This is a genomic window from Streptomyces sp. NRRL S-31, assembly GCF_000718775.1.
Taxonomy (GTDB): Bacteria; Actinomycetota; Actinomycetes; order Streptomycetales; family Streptomycetaceae; genus Streptomyces.
The window spans coordinates 13,909-31,464 of sequence record NZ_JOCB01000046.1; the positions used below are offsets into that span (position 1 = coordinate 13,909).

The window sequence follows — 17,556 nt, forward strand, 5'->3', positions numbered from 1 at the left end:
CCGTCACCGCATCCGAGGAGCAGCGCCCATGTGCCGGTCCGACGTCAGACAGGCCGTCCTGGCGAAGAACGACGACCTCGCCGCGCACCTGCGCGACGACCTCGCCCGGCAGGGCGTGACCGTGGTCAACCTGCTGTCCAGCCCGGGCAGCGGCAAGACCGAACTGCTCGGCCGCGTGCTGGCCCGCGCGGTGGAGCGGCGGGTCCCGGTGGCCGCGCTCACCGCGGACCTGGCCACCGAGAACGACGCCACCCGGCTGGCCCGCTCCGGCGCCCCGGTCCGGCAGCTGCTCACCGACGGGCTGTGCCACCTGGAGGCCCGCCAGGTCCGCGCCGAACTGGCCGACTGGCTGCCGCCGGACACCTCCGTGCTCTTCGTGGAGAACGTCGGCAACCTGGTCTGCCCGGCCGCCTACGACCTCGGCGAGACGCTGCGGATCGTGCTGATGGCGGTCACCGAGGGCGAGGACAAGCCGCTCAAGTACCCGACCGCGTTCGGCTCCGCCCATCTCGTCGTCATCACCAAGACCGACCTCGCCGGCCCGGCCGGCTTCGACGAGAGCCTCTTCCACGAGAACGTGCACCGGGTCAACCCGGGCGTGGAGATCGTACGGTCCTGCGCCCGCACCGGGGCCGGCGTCGACACCGTGCTGGAGCGCGCCCTCGCCGCCCGCGACGGCGCACCGCCGCACCGGCCGCCCCTCGCCCCGCACCCCCACGGCCACCACCACACCCCCGCCGCACCCGTCGCATGACCGCACCCGCCACCGGACCGGTGCGCCGCCGGCTCACCGTGCGCGGCACCGTCCAGGGCGTCGGCTTCCGGCCGCACGTGCACCGCCTGGCCGCCTCTCTCGCCCTGGCCGGATTCGTCGGCAACACCGGCGACGGCGTGCTGATCGAGGTCGAGGGCCCGGCGGAGGCGGTGGACCGCTTCTGCGCCCTGCTCGCCGGGGAGCCGCCGCCCCTCGCCACCGTGACCGGCATCCACCGCGAGGAACTGCCCGGAACCGGCGAGCGGGGCCCCTTCGCCATCCGCTCCACCGAGCGGGCCGCCGGCCGCACCCAGCTCCCGCCCGACACCGCGACCTGCGCCGACTGCCTGCGCGAGCTGGCCGACCCCGGCGACCGCCGGCACCGCCACCCCTTCGTCACCTGCACCCACTGCGGCCCCCGCCTCACCATCGCCACCGGTATGCCCTACGACCGGGCGGCCACCACGATGGCCGGCTTCCCGATGTGCCCCGCCTGCGCCCGCGAGTACGGCGACCCCGCCGACCGGCGCTTCCACGCCCAGCCCGTCGCCTGCCCCGACTGCGGCCCGCGCCTCGCGCTCACCCCGGCCGCCGGCCTCGGCGTCCGCCCGGCCCGGGACGCCGAGGCGCTGGCCACGGCACGCGCGCTGCTCGCCGCCGGACGGATCGTCGCCGTCAAGGGCGTCGGCGGCTACCACCTGGCCTGCGACGCCACCGACCCCCGCGCCGTCACCGCCCTGCGCCGCCGCAAGGAGCGCGGCGGCAAGGCGTTCGCGGTGATGTGCGCGGACCTGCCGACGGCCGAACGGATCGCGGTGCTCTCCGCCGCCGAGCGGGCCGCGCTCACCAGCGCCCGCCGCCCCATCGTCCTGCTGCGCCGCCGCACGCCCCCGGACGGCCTCCGCCTCGCCGGGCAGGTCTGCCCGGGCAGCCCGCACGTCGGCGTGATGCTGCCCTACACCCCCGTGCACACCCTGCTGTTCGGGCTGCCCGGCGATCCCCCCGGCCCCCGGGCACTGGTCATGACCAGCGGCAACCGTTCCGGCGAGCCCATCGTCACCGACGACGCCGAGGCGCTGACCCGGCTGGCCGGCCTCGCCGACGCCTGGCTCGGCCATGACCGGCCGATCGCCGTCCCCTGCGACGACTCGCTCCTCCGGGTCCGTCCCGACGGCACCGGACAGGTGCTGCGCCGCTCCCGCGGCTACGTCCCCCGCCCACTGCGCCTCCCGCTGCCCGTCGGGCCCACGCTCGCGGTCGGCGGCGACCTGAAGAACACGGTCTGCCTGGGCGAGGGCGAACACGCCTGGTTCGGACCGCACACCGGGGACATGGGCGAGCTGACCGCCCTGGAGGCCGCCGAACGGGCCGAGCGGCACCTCGCCCGCCTCACCTCCGTCTCCCCGCGCCGGGTGGCGGCCGACCGGCACCCCGGCTACCACTCGGCCCGGCGGGCCCGCGCCCGGGCCGTCCGACTCGGCCTGCGCACACCGGTGTTCGTCCAGCACCACCACGCCCACATCGCCTCCGCGATGGCCGAGGCCGGACTGGACGGCGGCACGCCCGTGATCGGCGTCGCCTTCGACGGCACCGGATACGGCGACGACGGCACGGTCTGGGGCGGCGAGGTCCTGCTCGCCGACTACACCCGCTACCGGCGCTTCGCGCACCTGGCCCCCGCCCCGCTGCCCGGCGGCGACGCCGGGGTCGCCAACCCGTGCCGGCTGGCGCTGGCCCGGCTGTGGGCGGCGGGGCTGCCGTGGCGGGACGACCTGCCGAGCGTCGCCGCCTGCCCGGACACCGAACGCGCGGTGCTGCGGCGGCAACTGGAACGGCAGGTCGCCTGCGTGCCGACGTCCAGCGTGGGACGGCTCTTCGACGCGGTGTCGTCCCTGGCGGGCCTGTGCCACCGCGCGGAGTACGAGGCGCAGGCCGCGCTGGAACTGGAGGCGGCGGCCGTTCGGGCACGGGACGCGGACACCGGCGCCTACCCCTTCGGTCTCGGCGGTGCGGACGGTCTCGTCTGCGACCCCGCGCCGATGCTCGCGGCGCTGCTGGACGACCGGGCCCGGGGCACCCCCGCCCCGGTCCTCGCGGCCCGCTTCCACCGCGGTCTCGCGCGGGCCGTCGCGGCGATCTGCCACCGCGCCCGCACCGCGACCGGCCTGACCACGGTCGCCCTCACCGGAGGCGTCTTCGCCAACGCCCTGCTGGAGGAGGAGTGCGCCACCCTGCTCGCCGGCGCGGGACTGACGGTCCTGCGGCACGGCGAGGTCCCCCCGAACGACGGCGGTCTGGCGCTCGGCCAGCTGATGGTCGCGGGAACAGCAGTCAACCACGAGACGGAGTGACCCATGTGTCTGGCAGTGCCCGGCAAGGTCGTGTCCATCGACCACCGCGCCGACCCGCTCACCGGGCTGATCGACTTCGGCGGAGTACAGAAGCAGGCGTGCCTGGAGTACCTGCCCGACGTCCGGGTCGGTGAGTACGTCATCGTCCACGTCGGGTTCGCGCTCCAGCGCCTGGACGAGGAGTCCGCCCGGGCGTCCCTGGAGCTGTTCGAACAACTGGGACTGCTGGAGGAGGAGTTCGGCGACGCCTGGGAGCAGGCGTCCCGGCAGGAGAGCGGGAGTGAGGCCCGGTGAAGTACATCGACGAGTTCCACGACCCGGAGCTGGCACGCCGGTTGCTGGACGAGATCCGCGCCACGGTCACCCGGCCCTGGGCGCTGATGGAGGTCTGCGGCGGCCAGACGCACTCCATCATCCGGCACGGCATCGACCAACTCCTCCCCGAAGAGGTGGAGCTGATCCACGGACCCGGCTGTCCGGTGTGCGTCACACCCCTCGACGTCATCGACAAGGCCCTGGAGATCGCCGGCCGCCCCGACGTGATCTTCTGTTCCTTCGGGGACATGCTCCGTGTGCCCGGCACCGACCGGGACCTGTTCCGGGTCAAGGGCGAGGGCGGCGACGTCCGCGTGGTGTACTCGCCGCTCGACGCGCTCGACCTCGCCCGCCGTCACCCGGACCGCCAGGTCGTGTTCTTCGCGATCGGCTTCGAGACCACCGCCCCCGCCAACGCCATGGCCGTGCACCAGGCCCGCCGGCTCGGCCTGGACAACTTCAGCCTGCTGGTGTCCCACGTACGGGTCCCCCCGGCGATCGAGGCCATCATGACGGCCCCGGCCTGCCGGGTGCGCGGCTTCCTCGCCGCCGGGCACGTGTGCAGCGTGATGGGCACCGCCGAGTACCCGCGGCTGGCCGAGAAGCACCGCGTGCCGGTCGTGGTGACCGGCTTCGAGCCGCTGGACATCCTCGAGGGCATCCGCCGCGCCGTCCACCAGCTGGAGCGCGGCGAGCACCGGGTGGAGAACGCCTACCCCCGGGCCGTGCGCGAGCGGGGCAACCCGGCCGCCCTGCGGATGATCGAGGAGGTGTTCGAGGTCACCGACCGCAACTGGCGCGGCATCGGCCCCATCCCGGACAGCGGCTGGCGGCTGACCGAGGCCTTCCGCGCCTACGACGCCGAGCACCGCTTCGACGTCACCGGCATCCGCACCGAGGAGCCCGCCGTGTGCCGGGCCGGCGACGTCCTCCAGGGGCTGATCAAACCCACCGAGTGCGAGGCGTTCGGCACGAGCTGCACCCCGCGCACCCCGCTCGGCGCGACCATGGTCTCCAACGAGGGCGCCTGCGCCGCCTACTACCTCTACCGCCGGCTGAACAGCCCGGCCCCCCAGGGATCGCGCGTCCCGCAGGAGGAGATGAACCCCGTTGGCTGACCTCGCCCCCACCCGAGCGGCACCCGTCGACCCGGCGAACTGGACCTGCCCCGCCCCCCTGCGCCACCAGCCGGTCGTCGTCATGGGCCACGGCGGGGGCGGTGCCCTCTCCGCCGAACTGATCGAGCAGGTCTTCGCACCCGCCTACGGCAACCCCACCCTGGCCGCCCTCACCGACTCGGCCGTCCTCGGCCTCGGCGGTGCCCGGCTGGCCTTCTCCACCGACTCCTACGTCGTCCGGCCGCTGTTCTTCCCCGGCGGCGGCCTCGGCGACCTGGCCGTCAACGGCACCGTCAACGACCTGGCGATGAGCGGCGCCCGCCCGGCCTACCTGTCCACCGCCTTCATCCTCGAGGAGGGCGTCGAACTGTCCGTCGTGGAGCGCGTCGCGCGCGCCGTCGGCGCGGCGGCCGAGGCGGCGGGCGTCACCGTCGCCACCGGCGACACCAAGGTCGTGGAGTCCGGGCACGGCGACGGGGTCTACGTCACCACCGCCGGCGTCGGCCTCGTCCCCGACGGTGTCGACATCCGCCCGCAGCGCGCCCGGCCGGGCGACGCCGTGATCGTCAGCGGACCCATCGGCCTGCACGGAGTGGCGATCATGAGCGTGCGCGAGGGGCTGGAGTTCGGGGTGGAGATCGCCTCCGACACCGCCCCCCTGGCCGACCTCGTCGCCGCCATGCTGGCCGTCACCCCGGACATCCACGTCCTGCGCGACCCCACCCGCGGCGGCCTCGGCGCCTCCCTCAACGAGATCGCCCGCGCCTCCGGCACCGGCGTCCGGCTGCGCGAGCGCGCCATCCCCGTCCCGGACGAGGTCGCGAACGCCTGCGGCTTCCTCGGCCTGGACCCGCTCTACGTCGCCAACGAAGGGCGGCTCGTCGCCTTCGTACCGCCCGAGCACGCCGAGGCCGTGCTGGCGGCGATGCGCGCCCACCCGCGGGGCGCCGGAGCGGCCCGCATCGGCGAGTGCGTGGCCGACCACCCCGGCATGGTGGTCGTCGCCACCGGACTCGGCGGCACCAGGGTGGTGGACCTGCCACTGGGCGAGCAGCTGCCGCGCATCTGCTGACGCCCCCCGGCCCCGGCCGTCAGGCCGGGGCCGGTTCGACGCCCGTGATCTCCAGCTCCCGTCCGCTGCGCAGCTCCGACGACGGCCGGTCGCAGCGCGGGCACCAGAAGAACGGGGGCATGCCGAGCGCGAACTCCTCGGCGCACTCCCCGCACCAGGCCAGCGCGGCCACCCGCTCGACCACCAGCCGGGCCTTTGCGAGGGCCGTGCCGTCCCGGGCCACCTCGAAGGCGAAGTGCAGCGCGTCCGGCACCACACCCGCCAGCTCCCCGACCCGGACGGTCACCGACGCGACACCGCCGGCGCCGTCCGCCCGGGCGATCTCCCCGGCCCGCTCCACGATCGCGGTCGCGATCGACAGCTCGTGCACGCCGGCCTCACGGGTACCGGCGGTGAGCGCGCAGCCCGCCGGTCATCCGGTAGATCCGCACCTCGCGCACGATGCCCGGCAGCTCCTTGACGATCAGCGCCGCGATCAGGCCGCCGACCAGCGCGGCCTGCGCCACGAGGAGCTGGCGCCCCGACACCCCCGTCCGGGCGGTGCCGCTTCTCCTCAAGCCGATGTTCATGACGGTCACTTCCTGCTCTCTTCCTGCTCTCATCCCGGCGAGATGTTCGGCATGTCCTCCACCAGGGCGTCATGCCGTTTCCAGTGGATACCGGTGGAGCGGCGCGCGTCGGAGCTGCCGTCCTCGTGGTGTCCGGTCTGCTGCTGGTAGGGACCCGCGTTGCCCTGGTGCAGTCCGCGCACGTGGGTCGGGGTGTCGGGCTTCGCCTGGGCGCGGCCCACTCGGATGCTGCCCATGTCCGCTCTCCTTCCGGGTCCCGTCTCAGGACCGTTCGGTCAGCTCCCTGAAGAACTGTTCTACGGCCGGCCAGACCCGCCCGCCACCGGACAGCCCACGCCACTCGCGGCGGACCAGGGCGATCATCCGGTAGCAGTCGTCGACCGGCACGATCCAGTGCTCGTCGAGGCCCCGCACGGTGTTCACCAGCAGCGCCTCCACATCGGGTGCCACGGAGGCGAGCCGGGGAACCGCGTCGGCCAGCCGCCGCCAGGCCGCCGCGTCCACCTCCCACCGCATGGCCCCGGCCGGACTCGGCCCCTCGGCGGTGACCGTGCCGTCCGACCGCGGCACGAAGAACACCAGCCCCACCGGTACCCCCAGCACCGCCGTGTCGACCGGCGGCAGCCGCAGCCGGCGCCGGGGCACCAGCCGGTAGCGGCCCTCGCCCGCCCCGTCGTCGGCGAACAGCACCGAGCAGGGACGGCACACGCACCGCACCTCGTCGGCCCCGGTGTCGTACAGATGGGGGTGGTCCTCGGGGACGCGGGCCGCGCACAGCTCGCAGACCTCGGCATCGGCCCGCGCCGCGCGGCCGGCGGCGGAGCGGATCACCCGGGCGAGCGCCCCGTCCACGCTCACCGCGTCTCCTGCGGCACGGCCCGCCGCCTGATCGTGGTCAGCGGCACGAACGCGGGAGCCGGCCGGCGCTCCGCGGTCACCACCTCGACCGACTCCAGCTCCGGGGCCAGCGCGAGCACGGCCGCCCGCACGGCCCCGGACACGTCGGCCGATCCGCCGCCGCACCCGGCCCCGCAGCCACCGCCTCCGCCGCCGCTCAGCCGCACCCGCGCCACCCGGCCCTCGACACCGGCCCACTCCAGGTCACCGCCGCCCTCGCGCACCGCCGGCGCCAGCCTCTCCACCGCACGGGCGGCCCGGCGCTCGGGCGGCTCGGGATGGATGTCGTGCAGCACCAGCAGATGCCCGAGCAACTCGTCCCCGGCCAGCCGCTCCCGCAGCGCCTCCCCGGCGTCGTCCAGCACCCGCGCCAGGGCCTCGCCATAGACCTCGGTCAGCAGCCGCACCGCCTCCAGCGCCGGTCCGGGCGTGGCCTCCAGCGCTGCCAGCACCTCGTCGAGCCGGGCGAGGCGCGCCTCCACCGCCGGGTCCGCCAGCCGTCCGGCCGCGTCAGCCATGACCGGCTCCGTACGTCGGCGAGTGCACCGTGCTCAGGGTCTTGCCCTTGCCCATGTACATGTGGACCCCGCACGGCAGACACGGGTCGAAGCTGCGCACGGTGCGCATGATGTCGACGCCCTTGAAGTCGTCGGGCCCGTTCTCCTCGAAGATCGGCTGCCCCTGCACGGCGTCCTCGTACGGGCCCGGGGTGCCGTAGATGTCCCGGGGGCTGGCGTTCCACGGGGTCGGCGGGTAGGGATGGTAGTTGGCGATCTTCTTGTCCCGGATCACCAGGTGGTGCGAGAGGACCCCGCGCACCGCCTCGTGGAAGCCGCAGCCGATCGACTCGTCCGGCACCTCGAAGTTCTCGTACACCTTCGTGTCGCCGCTCTGGAGCATCCGCATCGACTCCTCCAGGAACTGGAGGGCCATGGCGGCGGCGTAGGCGATGAAGTACGGCCGGGCGCGGTCCCGTTCGAGGGTGTTGCTCCACTTCGGGATGCGCCACTCCAGGGTGGTCTCCGGCAGCTTCTCGCCCCGGGGCAGGGTGATCCGGATGCCGCCGCCCGTCGTCTGCACGTACGGCGTGTCGACCAGACCGCTCAGCGCGGTCGACCACAGCCGGGCGAGCGGCCCGCCGCCCGTGTCGAGGGCCAGGTGCTCCCCGGTCGCCGGGTGTTGCCAGCGGGGGCTCATCACCCAGCTGTAGTTGCCCGCGAAGTCCCGCTTCTGCGGCACCGGCACCGTGGTCTGGTTCCACGGGTGCCGCATGTCGACGGGGTTGCCCAGCGGGTCGCGGGTGACGAACGGGTCCTCGTTCACCCAGTCCTCGTAGAACGAGCTGCCCAGCATGATGCGCAGGCCGAGGTTGATGTCGACGAGGTTGTTGGTGACGAGCTGCCCGTCCACGATGACGCCCGGGGTGACGTACATCGCCCGGCCCCACTCGTTCATCGTCGCGTACCGGTAGTCGACCACGTCCGGGTTCTGGAAGGCGCCCCAGCAGCCCAGCAGGACGCGGCGCCTGCCGACCTCCTCGTAGCCGGGCAGCGCCTCGTAGAAGAAGTCGAAGACGTCGTCGTTCATCGCCACCGCCTTCTTGATGAAGTCGATGACCCGCATCAGCCGGCTGAGGTAGTCGGTGAAGGTGTTCGGCTGCGGCATCGTGCCGACCCCGCCCGGGTACAGCGTGGAGGGGTGCACGTGCCGCCCCTCCATCAGGCAGAACATCTCCCGGGTGATCCGGCTGACCTTCAGCGCCTCCTTGTAGACCTCGCCCTCGAAGGGGTTGAAGGCCCTCATGATGTCGGCGACGGTCCGGTAGCCGTGGACGTCCCCGCGGGGCGCGTCGGTGCGCTCGGCGCGGGCCAGCACACCGGGGTTGGTGGCCTTGACCATCGCCTCGCAGAAGTCCACGAAGACCAGGTTGTCCTGGAAGAGCGTGTGGTCGAAGATGTACTCCGCCGCCTCGCCCAGGTTGGTGATGTGCTCGGCCAGCTTCGGCGGCTTGACGCCGTAGGCCATCTGCTGGGCGTAGTTGGAGCAGGTGGTGTGGTTGTCGCCGCAGATGCCGCAGATCCGCGAGGTGATGAACCCGGCGTCACGCGGGTCCTTGCCCTTCATGAACACCGAGTAGCCGCGGAACAGCGACGAGGTGCTGTGGCACTCCACGACTTCCCGGTTGGCGAAGTCGATCTTCGTGTAGATCCCCAGGTTGCCGATGATCCGGGTGATCGGATCCCAGGACATGTCGACGATCTGGGCCGGTTTGCGCTCGGCCGGCCGGGAGGCGGTGGTGGTCATCTGCGGTGGTGCCCCTCGCTGTGGGTGTCAACGGGTGTGTGGGTGGGGGAGTCGGCGTCAGGCACGCCAGTGGGGGTCGTAACCACTGGTCAGCTTCTGCTTGTTGTGGCGCCACTTGGGCTCGTGGTTCACCATGTCGTTGGTCAGGCCGCGCAGCCGCCGGACGACCGCCCCGTACGGCCGGATCACCAGCGACGACAGTGTGCCGCCCGGGGGTTCGTCCATGAACGGCATGAAGGCGTCGGGGAAGCTCGGCATCGTGCAGCCGATGCAGATGCCGCCGACGTTCGGGCAGCCGCCGATGCCGCCCATCCAGCCGCGCTTGGGCACGTTGCAGTTGACGACCGGGCCCCAGCAGCCGACCTTCACCTGGCACTTGGGGGAGTTGTAGTCCACCGCGAAGTCGGCCTGCTCGTAGTACGCGGCCCGGTCGCAGCCCTCGTGCACGGTCTTCCCGAACAGCCACTGCGGACGCAGCATGTGGTCCAGCGGAGGCGGGGGAGCGGTGCCGGCGGCGTGCTGGAGCGTCCAGACCAGCGTCTCCATGAAGTTCTCCGGCTGGATCGGACAGCCGGGCACGTTGACCACCGGCAGTCCCGAGCGCGCCGTGAAATCCCAGCCCAGGTAATCCGCGAGCCCCATGCAGCCGGTCGGGTTGCCGGCCATCGCGTGGATGCCGCCGAACGTGGCGCAGGTCCCGGCCGCCACCACCGCCCAGGCCTTCGGGGCCAGTTGGTCGATCCACTCGTTCAGCGTCTGCGGCTGACCGGTCTCCGGGTCGTTGCCGAACGACGTCCAGTAGCCGTCGCCCTCGATGATGTTCTGGTTCGGGATCGAGCCCTCGATGACGAGGATGAACGGCTCCAGCTCGCCGCGTGCCGCCGCCCGGTACGGGGCGAGGAAGTCCTCGCCGCCCAGGCTCGGCGACAGCACCTTGTTGACGAGGTTCACCTTCGGCAGGCCCGGGATGAGCCCGAGCACCACGTCCTCGATGGACGGCTGGCCCGCCGCGGTCAGCGACACGGTGTCGCCGTCGCAGCTCATGCCCTCCGAGATCCAGAGGATGGTGATCTCGTCGAAGCCGTCGCGCGCCTCGGCCCGGCCGGGCTCGCCGCGTACGTCGGTGGTACCGCTCTGTGTGGTCATGTCCGGGGCCTCCGTTGCAGCCGGTCGCGGTCTCGGGGAACGGTCTGGGCCGCGGCCGAGGGGGCCGCGAGGGTCGGTGCGGGTCTCCGGCCGGGGGCGGCCGCCCGGTCGCGGTGCGCCGCCGTGTCAGGCGTGCGCATCGGACCGCTCCCCCTCCGGCCGGTCGGCCGGACGCGCGGGCCGCGGGGCCCCCGGCCGCGGCGGGCCGGGCGGGCCGGGCGCGTCCGCGCCGCCGAGCGGCTCCACCTCGTCGGTCCGGAAGTAGTGGAACCGGCCGTACCAGCCGTGCAGTTCGGCGGCGGGATCGTCGTCCACGGTGACGGCCAGGTGGACATCACCGCCCACGTCGTGGAAGACCGCGGCGACCCGCGCGCTCCGCCCGTCCAGGAACATGTCCTGGGCGTCGGCGCCCCGGCCGCGCGGACACAGCCGCACCCGGCTGCCGGCGCCCACCGGCACCCCGGCCACGGACACGGTGTCGGTGGCCGGGGAGAGACCGTCGTCGCCGCCCTCCTGCCACCAGGCGGGCCGGTCCGGCTCCGGCGGCCGGGAGGGGGCCAGGGAGCGGATGGTGCCGTGCAGCCGCTCGAAGACCTCCCGGGGCATGGTCTCCACCCGGTCGAGGATCCGCGCGGCCCGTGCGTCGGTGGCCCGGGCCTCGGCCTTCTCCTCGTCGGTCAGCAGCATCGTGCGCAGGGTGAGGATCTCGTCGATCTCCGCCGCGTCGTGCAGGTCGCCCGGGCTCTCCGGCGCCACCTGGGGATGGTCCGGGAGGATGATCGGCGCGGAGAGCAGCAGCGGGCCCGTCGCCCCGTCGCCGTCGCCGGACTCCGGCGGGGCCCCGCCGAGCACGGGGAAGGTGAAGGCGTTGCGGCAGCCGCGCGCCTGCCCGGCCAGAGAGGCCGGCGGATCGGCCGGTGACACGAACTCGGCGCCGTCCGCGGCCAGCAGGGTGTGCGCGGCGAGCAGCGCCTGCCCCAGCACCGCGCCCCGCGGCTCCCCGGGGTCCGCCGCCTCGCCGGTGTTCTCGGTGCGCACGCACAGCCGGTACAGCCCCGGGGCCAGCGGCTCGGCCAGCACCGTCGTGCGCGCCCGCACCTCCCGGCGCCGCCGCACGATCCGTCCCGCCCCAGCCGGCAGCGGCTCGTACTCCGCCCCGGCGGGCGCCCCCACGTCGGCGGTCCGCCCGCCCCGCAGCAGCTCCGCCAGGTCCAGCACCAGCTCGGTCTCCCGGGGCACCGCCTCCTCGAACGACAGCCGGGTCACCCCGTCGGCCGTCCGCAGCGACTCGACCGGGCGGTACCCCGCGTCCCCGCCGGCCGCCTCCACCTGCTTGCGCTGGAGGTGCAGGTACCGCACCCGCACCCGTACGACCGGGTCCGCGCTCCGCACCCGCAGCAGGCACTCGGTCCGCTGGTACCAGGAGTCGGCGGAACCGGAGATGCCCGGCGTGACCGGTCCGCCCCGCTCCACCCAGTTGCGGGGCAGCAGCACGCCGAACTGCCAGCGGACCCGGTTCTTCACCGAGGACCGGCGGTACGGGTAGAGCAGATACCCCTCGTACAGCACGGCGTCCGCCACGGCACCGAGCCGCGCCCAGTCCTCGGCGACCTGGTCGACCATGCCCTGCTCCTCGCCACTCGTGCGTCCGCGGTTCCCTCCCCACGGTCACACCGGTCACGGCCGCCCGCCCCTCCGGCGCACCGTCATTGGGCCGGACAGGGGAGGCCGCGCGGCAGGGCCCCGGTCAGTGGCGGCCCCGGGCCCGTCCGCTCCGTACGACGGGAACCCGGCCGGCGGCCGGTGCGCACGCCACGGTCACCCCGTGACCGGTCGGCGGACCGGGGCGTGCGGGTGGTGCCGTACCCTTCGGCGACGGCGACGGCGACGGCGACGGCGCTCGGCCGGTCGCCGGGCCGCCCGGCGACCACCGGACGTCACCCACCTGGTCGAGCGTGCCGGAGCGTGGTCCGGGCCCGTGCCGCGAATCGGCGTGGGGAGCCGGTGCGCGCTTGGCGGGGCCGGGGTCAGTGCGGCGGCAGGTACCGGGTGACGAGCGACCGCGCCCGGTCCGCGCCGATGCCCAGGGCCCGGCCCAGCGCCTCCCACCGGTGGCCGTCGTCCTCGTCGATCATGCACGCCGCCTCCCGGCCGGCGCGCCGGCCCAGCCGGTCCAGCGCGGTGACGGCGCGCAGGGCGGCGGCCGGCGCGTCCTCCGCCAGCGCCAGCAGCTTCTCCTCCAGGGCGGCCAGCAGCTGGGCCAGGTCCTCCGGCAGCGGCACCGTCCGCCGCTCGACCGTACGGACGTGCTCGGTCCAGTCCCGGTGCGGCCCCGAGACGTCCAGGTCCTCCAGGCCGTCCCCGGCCGGCCCGCCCCACGGCACGGGCACGCTCGGCCCGCGCCAGCCGCAGCTGCACGAGGCGCGCGCCCCGGCCGCCCTGGGCCTGCCCCCGCCGCCGTCGTACGCCCACCACTCGCTGGTCCGGTACGTCCCCGGACCGCCGCCGGTGTCCAGGTACGCGGGCTTCGGCTCGCTGCCGTCGTCCAGGACGGCCCCCACGATGCCCTCGTGGGACTCCCCGAATTCCTCGGTCCTCCAGCCCACGGCCGCCTCCCACCCCTCGCCGGCTACGTCCCGCCCATCATCGGCGACCGGACACCCGCCTGGACCACGGACGGGGAAAAGGGTCCGAAAGCGGGCCGGAACCCGGTCCCGGACCATCCGGCGAGGGCCGCCCGTCCGGGTGCCTGTCCGCCCGGCGCCCGCACCCGTACACTGCCAATCCTCCTATATTCGGGCGGAGTTGACCGGGGGGAGCCGTCATGTCCGAAGGTCCGTACGGTCCGCGCCAGGGGTTCGGCGGACCGCCGCCGCCGGGGCCGCCACCCCGCCCGGTGAACCCGCCGCCCGCACCGCCCGACGCCCGGCGGGCCGTCGCGGTCGCCCTGCTCAACCTGAGCGGTCTCGGACTCGGGTACGCCCTGCTGCGCCGCCGGCTGCCGATGGCCGTCTGCTGGGCGGCGACCGGCGCCCTCCTCCTCGTCGCGCTCCCCGCGGACGCCGACGGCGTTCCCGCGGCCGCGGTCGCCGGCTACGCCGTGCCGCCGGCGGCGGCAGCCGTCCACGGCGGGCTCGCCGGACTGCGCACCCCGCTCGTCCGGCCGGGCGGCGCGCCCCTCGCGCTGCTGCTCGGCGTGCTCCTGCTCGCCGTACCGGCCGGCGGCGCCCTCTGGTACGAGGACGCCCACGACGAGGCCGTGGAACAGGCGCTGCTCGGCCGCCTGGCCCGCGCCGACGACCTGGTGGCCGACAGCGGCCGGCAGCCGTTCGGCGCCGCCCGGCCGGGCTACCGGACGGCCCTGGAGGTCTGACCTCCCAGGTCTCGGCGACCGGGCCGGGCGGCAGCCCGGTGCGGCCCAGCCGGTCGGCGAGGACCCGCCCGCCGAACACGTGCCGTTTGACCGGCGTGGTCAGCCGCAGCGGGTACCAGCGCGGGGCGCCCGGCACGTCAGCCGGCCGTGTGGTCCACCCGCAGGCGGACCTGTTCCTCCAGCCGCCGCAGACTGCCGTCCAGGGCGTCGCACGCCGCCCGCTCGCCCGGGTCGTGGCCCTCGTCGAAGAAGGACAGGTGCACGGTCACCTCGCTGGCGCCGCTGCCGATGCCCGCCACCTGGAGCCAACCGGCGTAGACGCCCTGGCCGCGGGTGCCCCACTCCAGGCGCATCTGGTCCGGTGCGGACCGCAGCAGGGCGGGCATGTCCTGGCCGGAGCGGTCCTCGTGCACGGTCACGGCGGGCGGGTCCTCGACGTCCACGTGCAGGGCGTCCGGGAGCCAGGCGTCGAGCTGGGCGGCGTTGGCCGCCTGGTCGAAGACGTGCTCGGGCTGCGCGGGCATCGTGCGGGAACGTTCGTACTCGGCCATCGTGGCACCGTCCCTCGGGTCGGGAGTCGTACCCCGACCGCGTGCCCCGTCCCGGGCACCCGAAAAGCGGCGGGAAGGGGCGATTCCACCGGGCGCCGGCCTCGTCACCGAGGGATGGGCGCACCGGCTCGTCGGGAGCCCTCAGCCCATCGCCGCGCGTGCCGTCCGCTCCACCAGGGACACCCCGTCGCCCATCGCCGCGCGTGCCGTCCGCTCCACCAGGGACACCCCGTCGCCCATCGACGCGCTCCCGTCCGACAGGACCGCGACCAGGTACCGGTGCCCCCGCACGGTGACCTGGCCGACGCTGTTCACATCCCACAGCCCCGTGGTGGTCCGCTCCAGCCAGCCGTTCTTCAGCGCCCGGGAGCCCGCGCCCCCGATCGCGGAGACGCCCCAGCTCTGCTCGGGCACGACCCGCGTCATCAGGGTGCGGACGTAGGCGCGGGAGGCCGCGTCGAGCCCGCCGGAGCCGGCGTGCGCCGTGCCGCCGGAGCCGAACACCGCCCGCAGCAGCCTGACCTGGTCGCTCGCGGTCGTCCGGGTCAGCCCCCACTTGCCGCCGGGGCCGCCCGTCGTCGAGGTCAGGCCCAGCCGCTCGTTGGCCGCGGCCAGCCCCGGGGCCCGGCCGATCCGCCGCCACAGCGTGTCGGCCGCCGCATTGTCGCTGCTCCGGATCATCGGCTCGGCGAGGTCCCGTTCCCGCCCGGTGAGCTGCCGCCCCTCGTCCTGCGCCCGCAGCAGCAGCGCGGCGAGGATGTCGACCTTGACGATGCTGGCGGTGTCGTACACCCGGTCGTCGCCGCGCACCACGGTGCGGCCGGTGCCGTCCAGGTCGAGCACGGCCGCCGTGGCGTGCGCCGGGGTCCCGCCGGCCGGCGCCCCGGAGGCGGCCGCCGCCGGGGCGGGGTGCGACAGGCCGGCGGAGAACAGAGCGGTCGCCGAGGCCACCAGGGCGCCGGCCTTGGTCCATGCGGTGCGGGAGAGGCGGGACGACATGGGTCAAGAACCTAGACAAGACACGCGCCGGACGGCGTGGCGCCCGTCACCTTCGGCCCCTTTTCGCCCCGAATGTGAGAAGAGCCACCGACGGCGAGCGGCGGCACGGCGGGGGGCCGGGACCCCCGATGGGGCGCATCACGCCGCCCGCGTCGCCGTCACGGCGGCGTGTACGCGCGGCCGGGCCGCCCTCCTCGCCTATCGTCGGCCGGACACCGACATCCGGAGCGATGATGGAAAGAATGGACGAACCGGTCGGTGTGGCGGAGGGCGTGGCCGCCGTTCCCCTCGGCCCGCCCGCGCGCCGCATCCGGCCGTGGGCGCTCGGCGCCGCCCTCGCGCTCACCGCGGGTGCCACGGCCGTGCTCCTGACGGCCGGCGCCCCGTGGCTGGACCGTCCGGCCGTCCAGGCCTGGCGCACCGTCTGCCTGGCCATCACGGTCCAGGCGCTCCCCTTCCTGCTCCTCGGCACCGCCCTGTCCGGCGCCATCAACGCCTTCGTGCCCGCCGACCTGTTCACCCGGGTGCTGCCGAGACGGGCCGCCCTCGCCGTACCGGTCGCCGGGGCCGCCGGCGCGGTGCTGCCGGGCTGCGAGTGCGCCTCCGTGCCCGTCGCGAGCAGTCTGATCCGCCGGGGCGTGCCCCCGGCCGCCGCCTTCGCCTTCCTGCTCTCCGCGCCGGCGATCAACCCGGTGGTGCTCACGGCCACCGCCGTCGCCTTCCCGGGCGACCCCGCGATGGTCGCCGCCCGGCTGACCGCCTCCCTGGTCACGGCGGCCGTGATGGGCTGGCTGTGGCTCTGGCTCGGCAAGGAGGAGTGGCTGCGCCCCCTGCTGCGCCGGCGGCACACCGGCCACCGGCACGGCCACAGCCGCTGGACCGAGTTCCGGCTCGGCTTCCAGCACGACTTCCTGCACGCGGGCGGCTTCCTGGTGCTCGGCGCGATGGCCGCCGCCACCTTCAACGTCGCCGTGCCGGGCTCCGTCCTCGACGCCTTCTCCGGCTCGCCGTGGCTGTCGGTGCTCTTCCTGGCGGGCCTCGCCGTGCTGCTGGCCGTCTGCTCCGAGGCCGACGCGTTCGTCGCGGCCTCCCTCACCGGCTTCTCGCCCACCGCCCGGCTCGCGTTCCTGGTGGTCGGCCCGATGGTCGACCTGAAGCTGATCGCGCTGCAAGCGGGCACCTTCGGCCGGGCCTTCGCCTGGCGCTTCTGCACGGCGACCACCGTCGTGGCGGTCGCCACCGCCGTGCTGACCGGAGGCGCGCTGCTGTGAGACGCCCCGTCCAGACCCTGCTGCTGACCCTGACCGGCACCGGCCTGCTGCACGCGGCCCTCTTCACCGACACCTACCTGCGCTACGTCAAGTCCGGACTGCGCCCGCCGCTGATCGTGTCCGGCGCGGTCCTGCTGCTGCTCGGCCTGGCCGCCGCGATCACTCGCGACGGCCGTCACAGCTCCGGGCCGGCCCCCGGGCACGGCCCCGACGGCGGCGGGCACGGACAGGATGCCGGGCACGGGCACGACCACACCGGCACCCCGCGTATCGCCTGGCTGCTGTTCCTCCCCGCGGCCAGCCTGCTCTTCCACGCCCCGCCCGCGCTCGGCGCCTACACCGCGGCCCGGGCGAACGACAAACCGGTCGCCCCGCAGAAGCGGTTCGCCTCCCTGCCCGCGACCTCGCCCGTGCCGCTGACCCTCACGGAATTCACCCAGCGCGTCCGGCAGGACCGCAGCCGGGCCGTCGCGGGCCGCACCGTACGGCTCACGGGCTTCGTCACCCCGGCCGGCGAGGCCGGCGGCTGGTACCTGACCCGCATCGTCTTCTCCTGCTGCGCGGCCGACTCGCAGACGGTCAAGGTGCGCGTGTACGGCGGGCGGACGCCGCCCGCCGACGCGTGGCTCGCGGTGACCGGCACCTGGCACCCGAGGGGCACCCTGGGCACTCGGACCGCGGAGGCCGCCCTCGACGTCAGGGAGGCCACCCCCATCGCCCAGCCGGTGAACGCCTTCACCGACGACCTGCCGCTGACTCCTTCCTAGGCCCTTCCTCCGGGCCTTCCGCAGGCCGCCATCGGGCCTTGTCCGGGCCTTTCCCCGGGGCTTCTCCGA

General features: G+C 74.9%; 18 protein-coding genes and 1 pseudogene. 8 read left to right on the forward strand and 11 right to left on the reverse strand.

What is annotated here, in order from left to right; translation table 11 throughout:
* Window positions 1-28 precede the first annotated feature (28 nt).
* From hypB to hypE, 5 genes are read left to right on the forward strand one after another with little or no spacing between them, the layout of a single operon-like run.
* The gene (hypB, locus tag IF37_RS0119235) at window positions 29-754 is read left to right on the forward strand and encodes a hydrogenase nickel incorporation protein HypB (protein WP_030743922.1); all 726 of its coding nucleotides are present in this window, start codon (window positions 29-31) and stop codon (window positions 752-754) included.
* Entirely contained in the window at window positions 751-3,105 is a 2,355-nt protein-coding gene (hypF, locus tag IF37_RS0119240; protein WP_030743925.1) for a carbamoyltransferase HypF, read from the forward strand. Before hypB ends, hypF begins: the two co-directional genes overlap by 4 nt.
* A 3-nt stretch (window positions 3,106-3,108) precedes the next feature.
* The gene (locus IF37_RS0119245) at window positions 3,109-3,399 is read left to right on the forward strand and encodes a HypC/HybG/HupF family hydrogenase formation chaperone (RefSeq protein ID WP_030743928.1); all 291 of its coding nucleotides are present in this window, start codon (window positions 3,109-3,111) and stop codon (window positions 3,397-3,399) included.
* On the forward strand, window positions 3,396-4,538 hold the full coding sequence (gene hypD, locus IF37_RS0119250) for a hydrogenase formation protein HypD (protein WP_030743930.1): 1,143 nt from the start codon (window positions 3,396-3,398) through the stop codon (window positions 4,536-4,538). Before IF37_RS0119245 ends, hypD begins: the two co-directional genes overlap by 4 nt.
* Window positions 4,531-5,610, forward strand: a complete 1,080-nt coding sequence (gene hypE / locus IF37_RS0119255) for a hydrogenase expression/formation protein HypE (protein ID WP_030743933.1) — start codon at window positions 4,531-4,533, stop codon at window positions 5,608-5,610. Before hypD ends, hypE begins: the two co-directional genes overlap by 8 nt.
* A 19-nt stretch (window positions 5,611-5,629) precedes the next feature.
* Here hypE and hypA read toward each other — a convergent pair whose 3' ends face one another.
* The 9 genes from hypA to IF37_RS0119305 form a co-directional block, all read right to left on the reverse strand.
* Window positions 5,630-5,980 carry a hydrogenase maturation nickel metallochaperone HypA gene (gene hypA / locus IF37_RS0119260; RefSeq protein ID WP_030743935.1) on the reverse strand — a complete coding sequence of 117 codons (351 nt, stop codon included), beginning with the start codon at window positions 5,978-5,980 and terminating at the stop codon, window positions 5,630-5,632.
* A gap of 7 nt (window positions 5,981-5,987) precedes the next feature.
* Window positions 5,988-6,179 (reverse strand): hypothetical protein, encoded by a 192-nt coding sequence (locus IF37_RS39520; RefSeq protein WP_052845249.1) that lies wholly within the window; start codon window positions 6,177-6,179, stop codon window positions 5,988-5,990.
* Between the two features lie 29 nt (window positions 6,180-6,208).
* Window positions 6,209-6,415 carry a hypothetical protein gene (locus IF37_RS0119270; RefSeq protein WP_030743938.1) on the reverse strand — a complete coding sequence of 69 codons (207 nt, stop codon included), beginning with the start codon at window positions 6,413-6,415 and terminating at the stop codon, window positions 6,209-6,211.
* 25 nt (window positions 6,416-6,440) lie between these two features.
* Window positions 6,441-7,037 (reverse strand): DUF5947 family protein, encoded by a 597-nt coding sequence (locus IF37_RS0119275; RefSeq protein ID WP_030743941.1) that lies wholly within the window; start codon window positions 7,035-7,037, stop codon window positions 6,441-6,443.
* Entirely contained in the window at window positions 7,034-7,594 is a 561-nt protein-coding gene (locus IF37_RS0119280) for a NifU family protein (RefSeq protein ID WP_030743944.1), read from the reverse strand. The genes IF37_RS0119275 and IF37_RS0119280 overlap by 4 nt, the downstream gene beginning before the upstream one ends.
* A complete protein-coding gene (locus IF37_RS0119285) occupies window positions 7,587-9,380 on the reverse strand; it encodes a nickel-dependent hydrogenase large subunit (RefSeq protein WP_030743946.1) in 1,794 nt (597 codons plus the stop codon). The genes IF37_RS0119280 and IF37_RS0119285 overlap by 8 nt, the downstream gene beginning before the upstream one ends.
* Before the next feature lie 57 nt (window positions 9,381-9,437).
* Window positions 9,438-10,526 carry a hydrogenase expression protein HypE gene (locus IF37_RS0119290; RefSeq protein WP_030743948.1) on the reverse strand — a complete coding sequence of 363 codons (1,089 nt, stop codon included), beginning with the start codon at window positions 10,524-10,526 and terminating at the stop codon, window positions 9,438-9,440.
* Between the two features lie 126 nt (window positions 10,527-10,652).
* Window positions 10,653-12,149 carry a hypothetical protein gene (locus IF37_RS0119295; protein WP_030743950.1) on the reverse strand — a complete coding sequence of 499 codons (1,497 nt, stop codon included), beginning with the start codon at window positions 12,147-12,149 and terminating at the stop codon, window positions 10,653-10,655.
* 404 nt (window positions 12,150-12,553) lie between these two features.
* A complete protein-coding gene (locus IF37_RS0119305) occupies window positions 12,554-13,132 on the reverse strand; it encodes a hypothetical protein (protein WP_030743954.1) in 579 nt (192 codons plus the stop codon).
* A gap of 218 nt (window positions 13,133-13,350) precedes the next feature.
* On the opposite strand from IF37_RS0119305, the pseudogene IF37_RS0119310 reads away from it, so the two are divergent.
* A pseudogene (locus IF37_RS0119310) lies at window positions 13,351-13,869 on the forward strand (hypothetical protein); the annotation flags it as partial.
* Window positions 13,870-14,036: 167 nt separating this feature from the next.
* Here the strand turns inward: IF37_RS0119310 and IF37_RS0119315 are convergent.
* Complete coding sequence (locus tag IF37_RS0119315) at window positions 14,037-14,450, reverse strand: SRPBCC family protein (RefSeq protein WP_030743959.1); 414 nt, start codon at window positions 14,448-14,450, stop codon at window positions 14,037-14,039.
* Between the two features lie 141 nt (window positions 14,451-14,591).
* A complete protein-coding gene (locus tag IF37_RS0119320) occupies window positions 14,592-15,449 on the reverse strand; it encodes a serine hydrolase (protein ID WP_052845244.1) in 858 nt (285 codons plus the stop codon).
* A 233-nt stretch (window positions 15,450-15,682) separates the two neighbouring features.
* Here IF37_RS0119320 and IF37_RS0119325 point away from each other — a divergent pair, with 233 nt between their 5' ends.
* Together IF37_RS0119325 and IF37_RS0119330 are read left to right on the forward strand one after the other, a co-directional pair.
* The gene (locus IF37_RS0119325) at window positions 15,683-16,720 is read left to right on the forward strand and encodes a permease (RefSeq protein WP_253915805.1); all 1,038 of its coding nucleotides are present in this window, start codon (window positions 15,683-15,685) and stop codon (window positions 16,718-16,720) included.
* Entirely contained in the window at window positions 16,717-17,487 is a 771-nt protein-coding gene (locus IF37_RS0119330; RefSeq protein ID WP_030743965.1) for a TIGR03943 family protein, read from the forward strand. The genes IF37_RS0119325 and IF37_RS0119330 overlap by 4 nt, the downstream gene beginning before the upstream one ends.
* The last annotated feature ends 69 nt before the right edge of the window (window positions 17,488-17,556 follow it).

Bases quoted from the DNA above. Each gene is read 5' to 3' on its own strand.
- hypB (WP_030743922.1), top strand. From the start codon at position 29: ATGTGCCGGTCCGACGTCAGACAGGCCGTCCTGGCGAAGAACGACGAC.
- hypF (WP_030743925.1), top strand. From the start codon at position 751: ATGACCGCACCCGCCACCGGACCGGTGCGCCGCCGGCTCACCGTGCGC.
- IF37_RS0119245 (WP_030743928.1), top strand. From the start codon at position 3,109: ATGTGTCTGGCAGTGCCCGGCAAGGTCGTGTCCATCGACCACCGCGCC.
- IF37_RS39520 (WP_052845249.1), bottom strand. From the start codon at position 6,179: ATGAACATCGGCTTGAGGAGAAGCGGCACCGCCCGGACGGGGGTGTCG.
- IF37_RS0119270 (WP_030743938.1), bottom strand. From the start codon at position 6,415: ATGGGCAGCATCCGAGTGGGCCGCGCCCAGGCGAAGCCCGACACCCCG.
- IF37_RS0119280 (WP_030743944.1), bottom strand. From the start codon at position 7,594: ATGGCTGACGCGGCCGGACGGCTGGCGGACCCGGCGGTGGAGGCGCGC.
- IF37_RS0119285 (WP_030743946.1), bottom strand. From the start codon at position 9,380: ATGACCACCACCGCCTCCCGGCCGGCCGAGCGCAAACCGGCCCAGATC.
- IF37_RS0119290 (WP_030743948.1), bottom strand. From the start codon at position 10,526: ATGACCACACAGAGCGGTACCACCGACGTACGCGGCGAGCCCGGCCGG.
- IF37_RS0119295 (WP_030743950.1), bottom strand. From the start codon at position 12,149: ATGGTCGACCAGGTCGCCGAGGACTGGGCGCGGCTCGGTGCCGTGGCG.
- IF37_RS0119315 (WP_030743959.1), bottom strand. From the start codon at position 14,450: ATGGCCGAGTACGAACGTTCCCGCACGATGCCCGCGCAGCCCGAGCAC.
- IF37_RS0119320 (WP_052845244.1), bottom strand. From the start codon at position 15,449: ATGTCGTCCCGCCTCTCCCGCACCGCATGGACCAAGGCCGGCGCCCTG.
- IF37_RS0119325 (WP_253915805.1), top strand. From the start codon at position 15,683: ATGGAAAGAATGGACGAACCGGTCGGTGTGGCGGAGGGCGTGGCCGCC.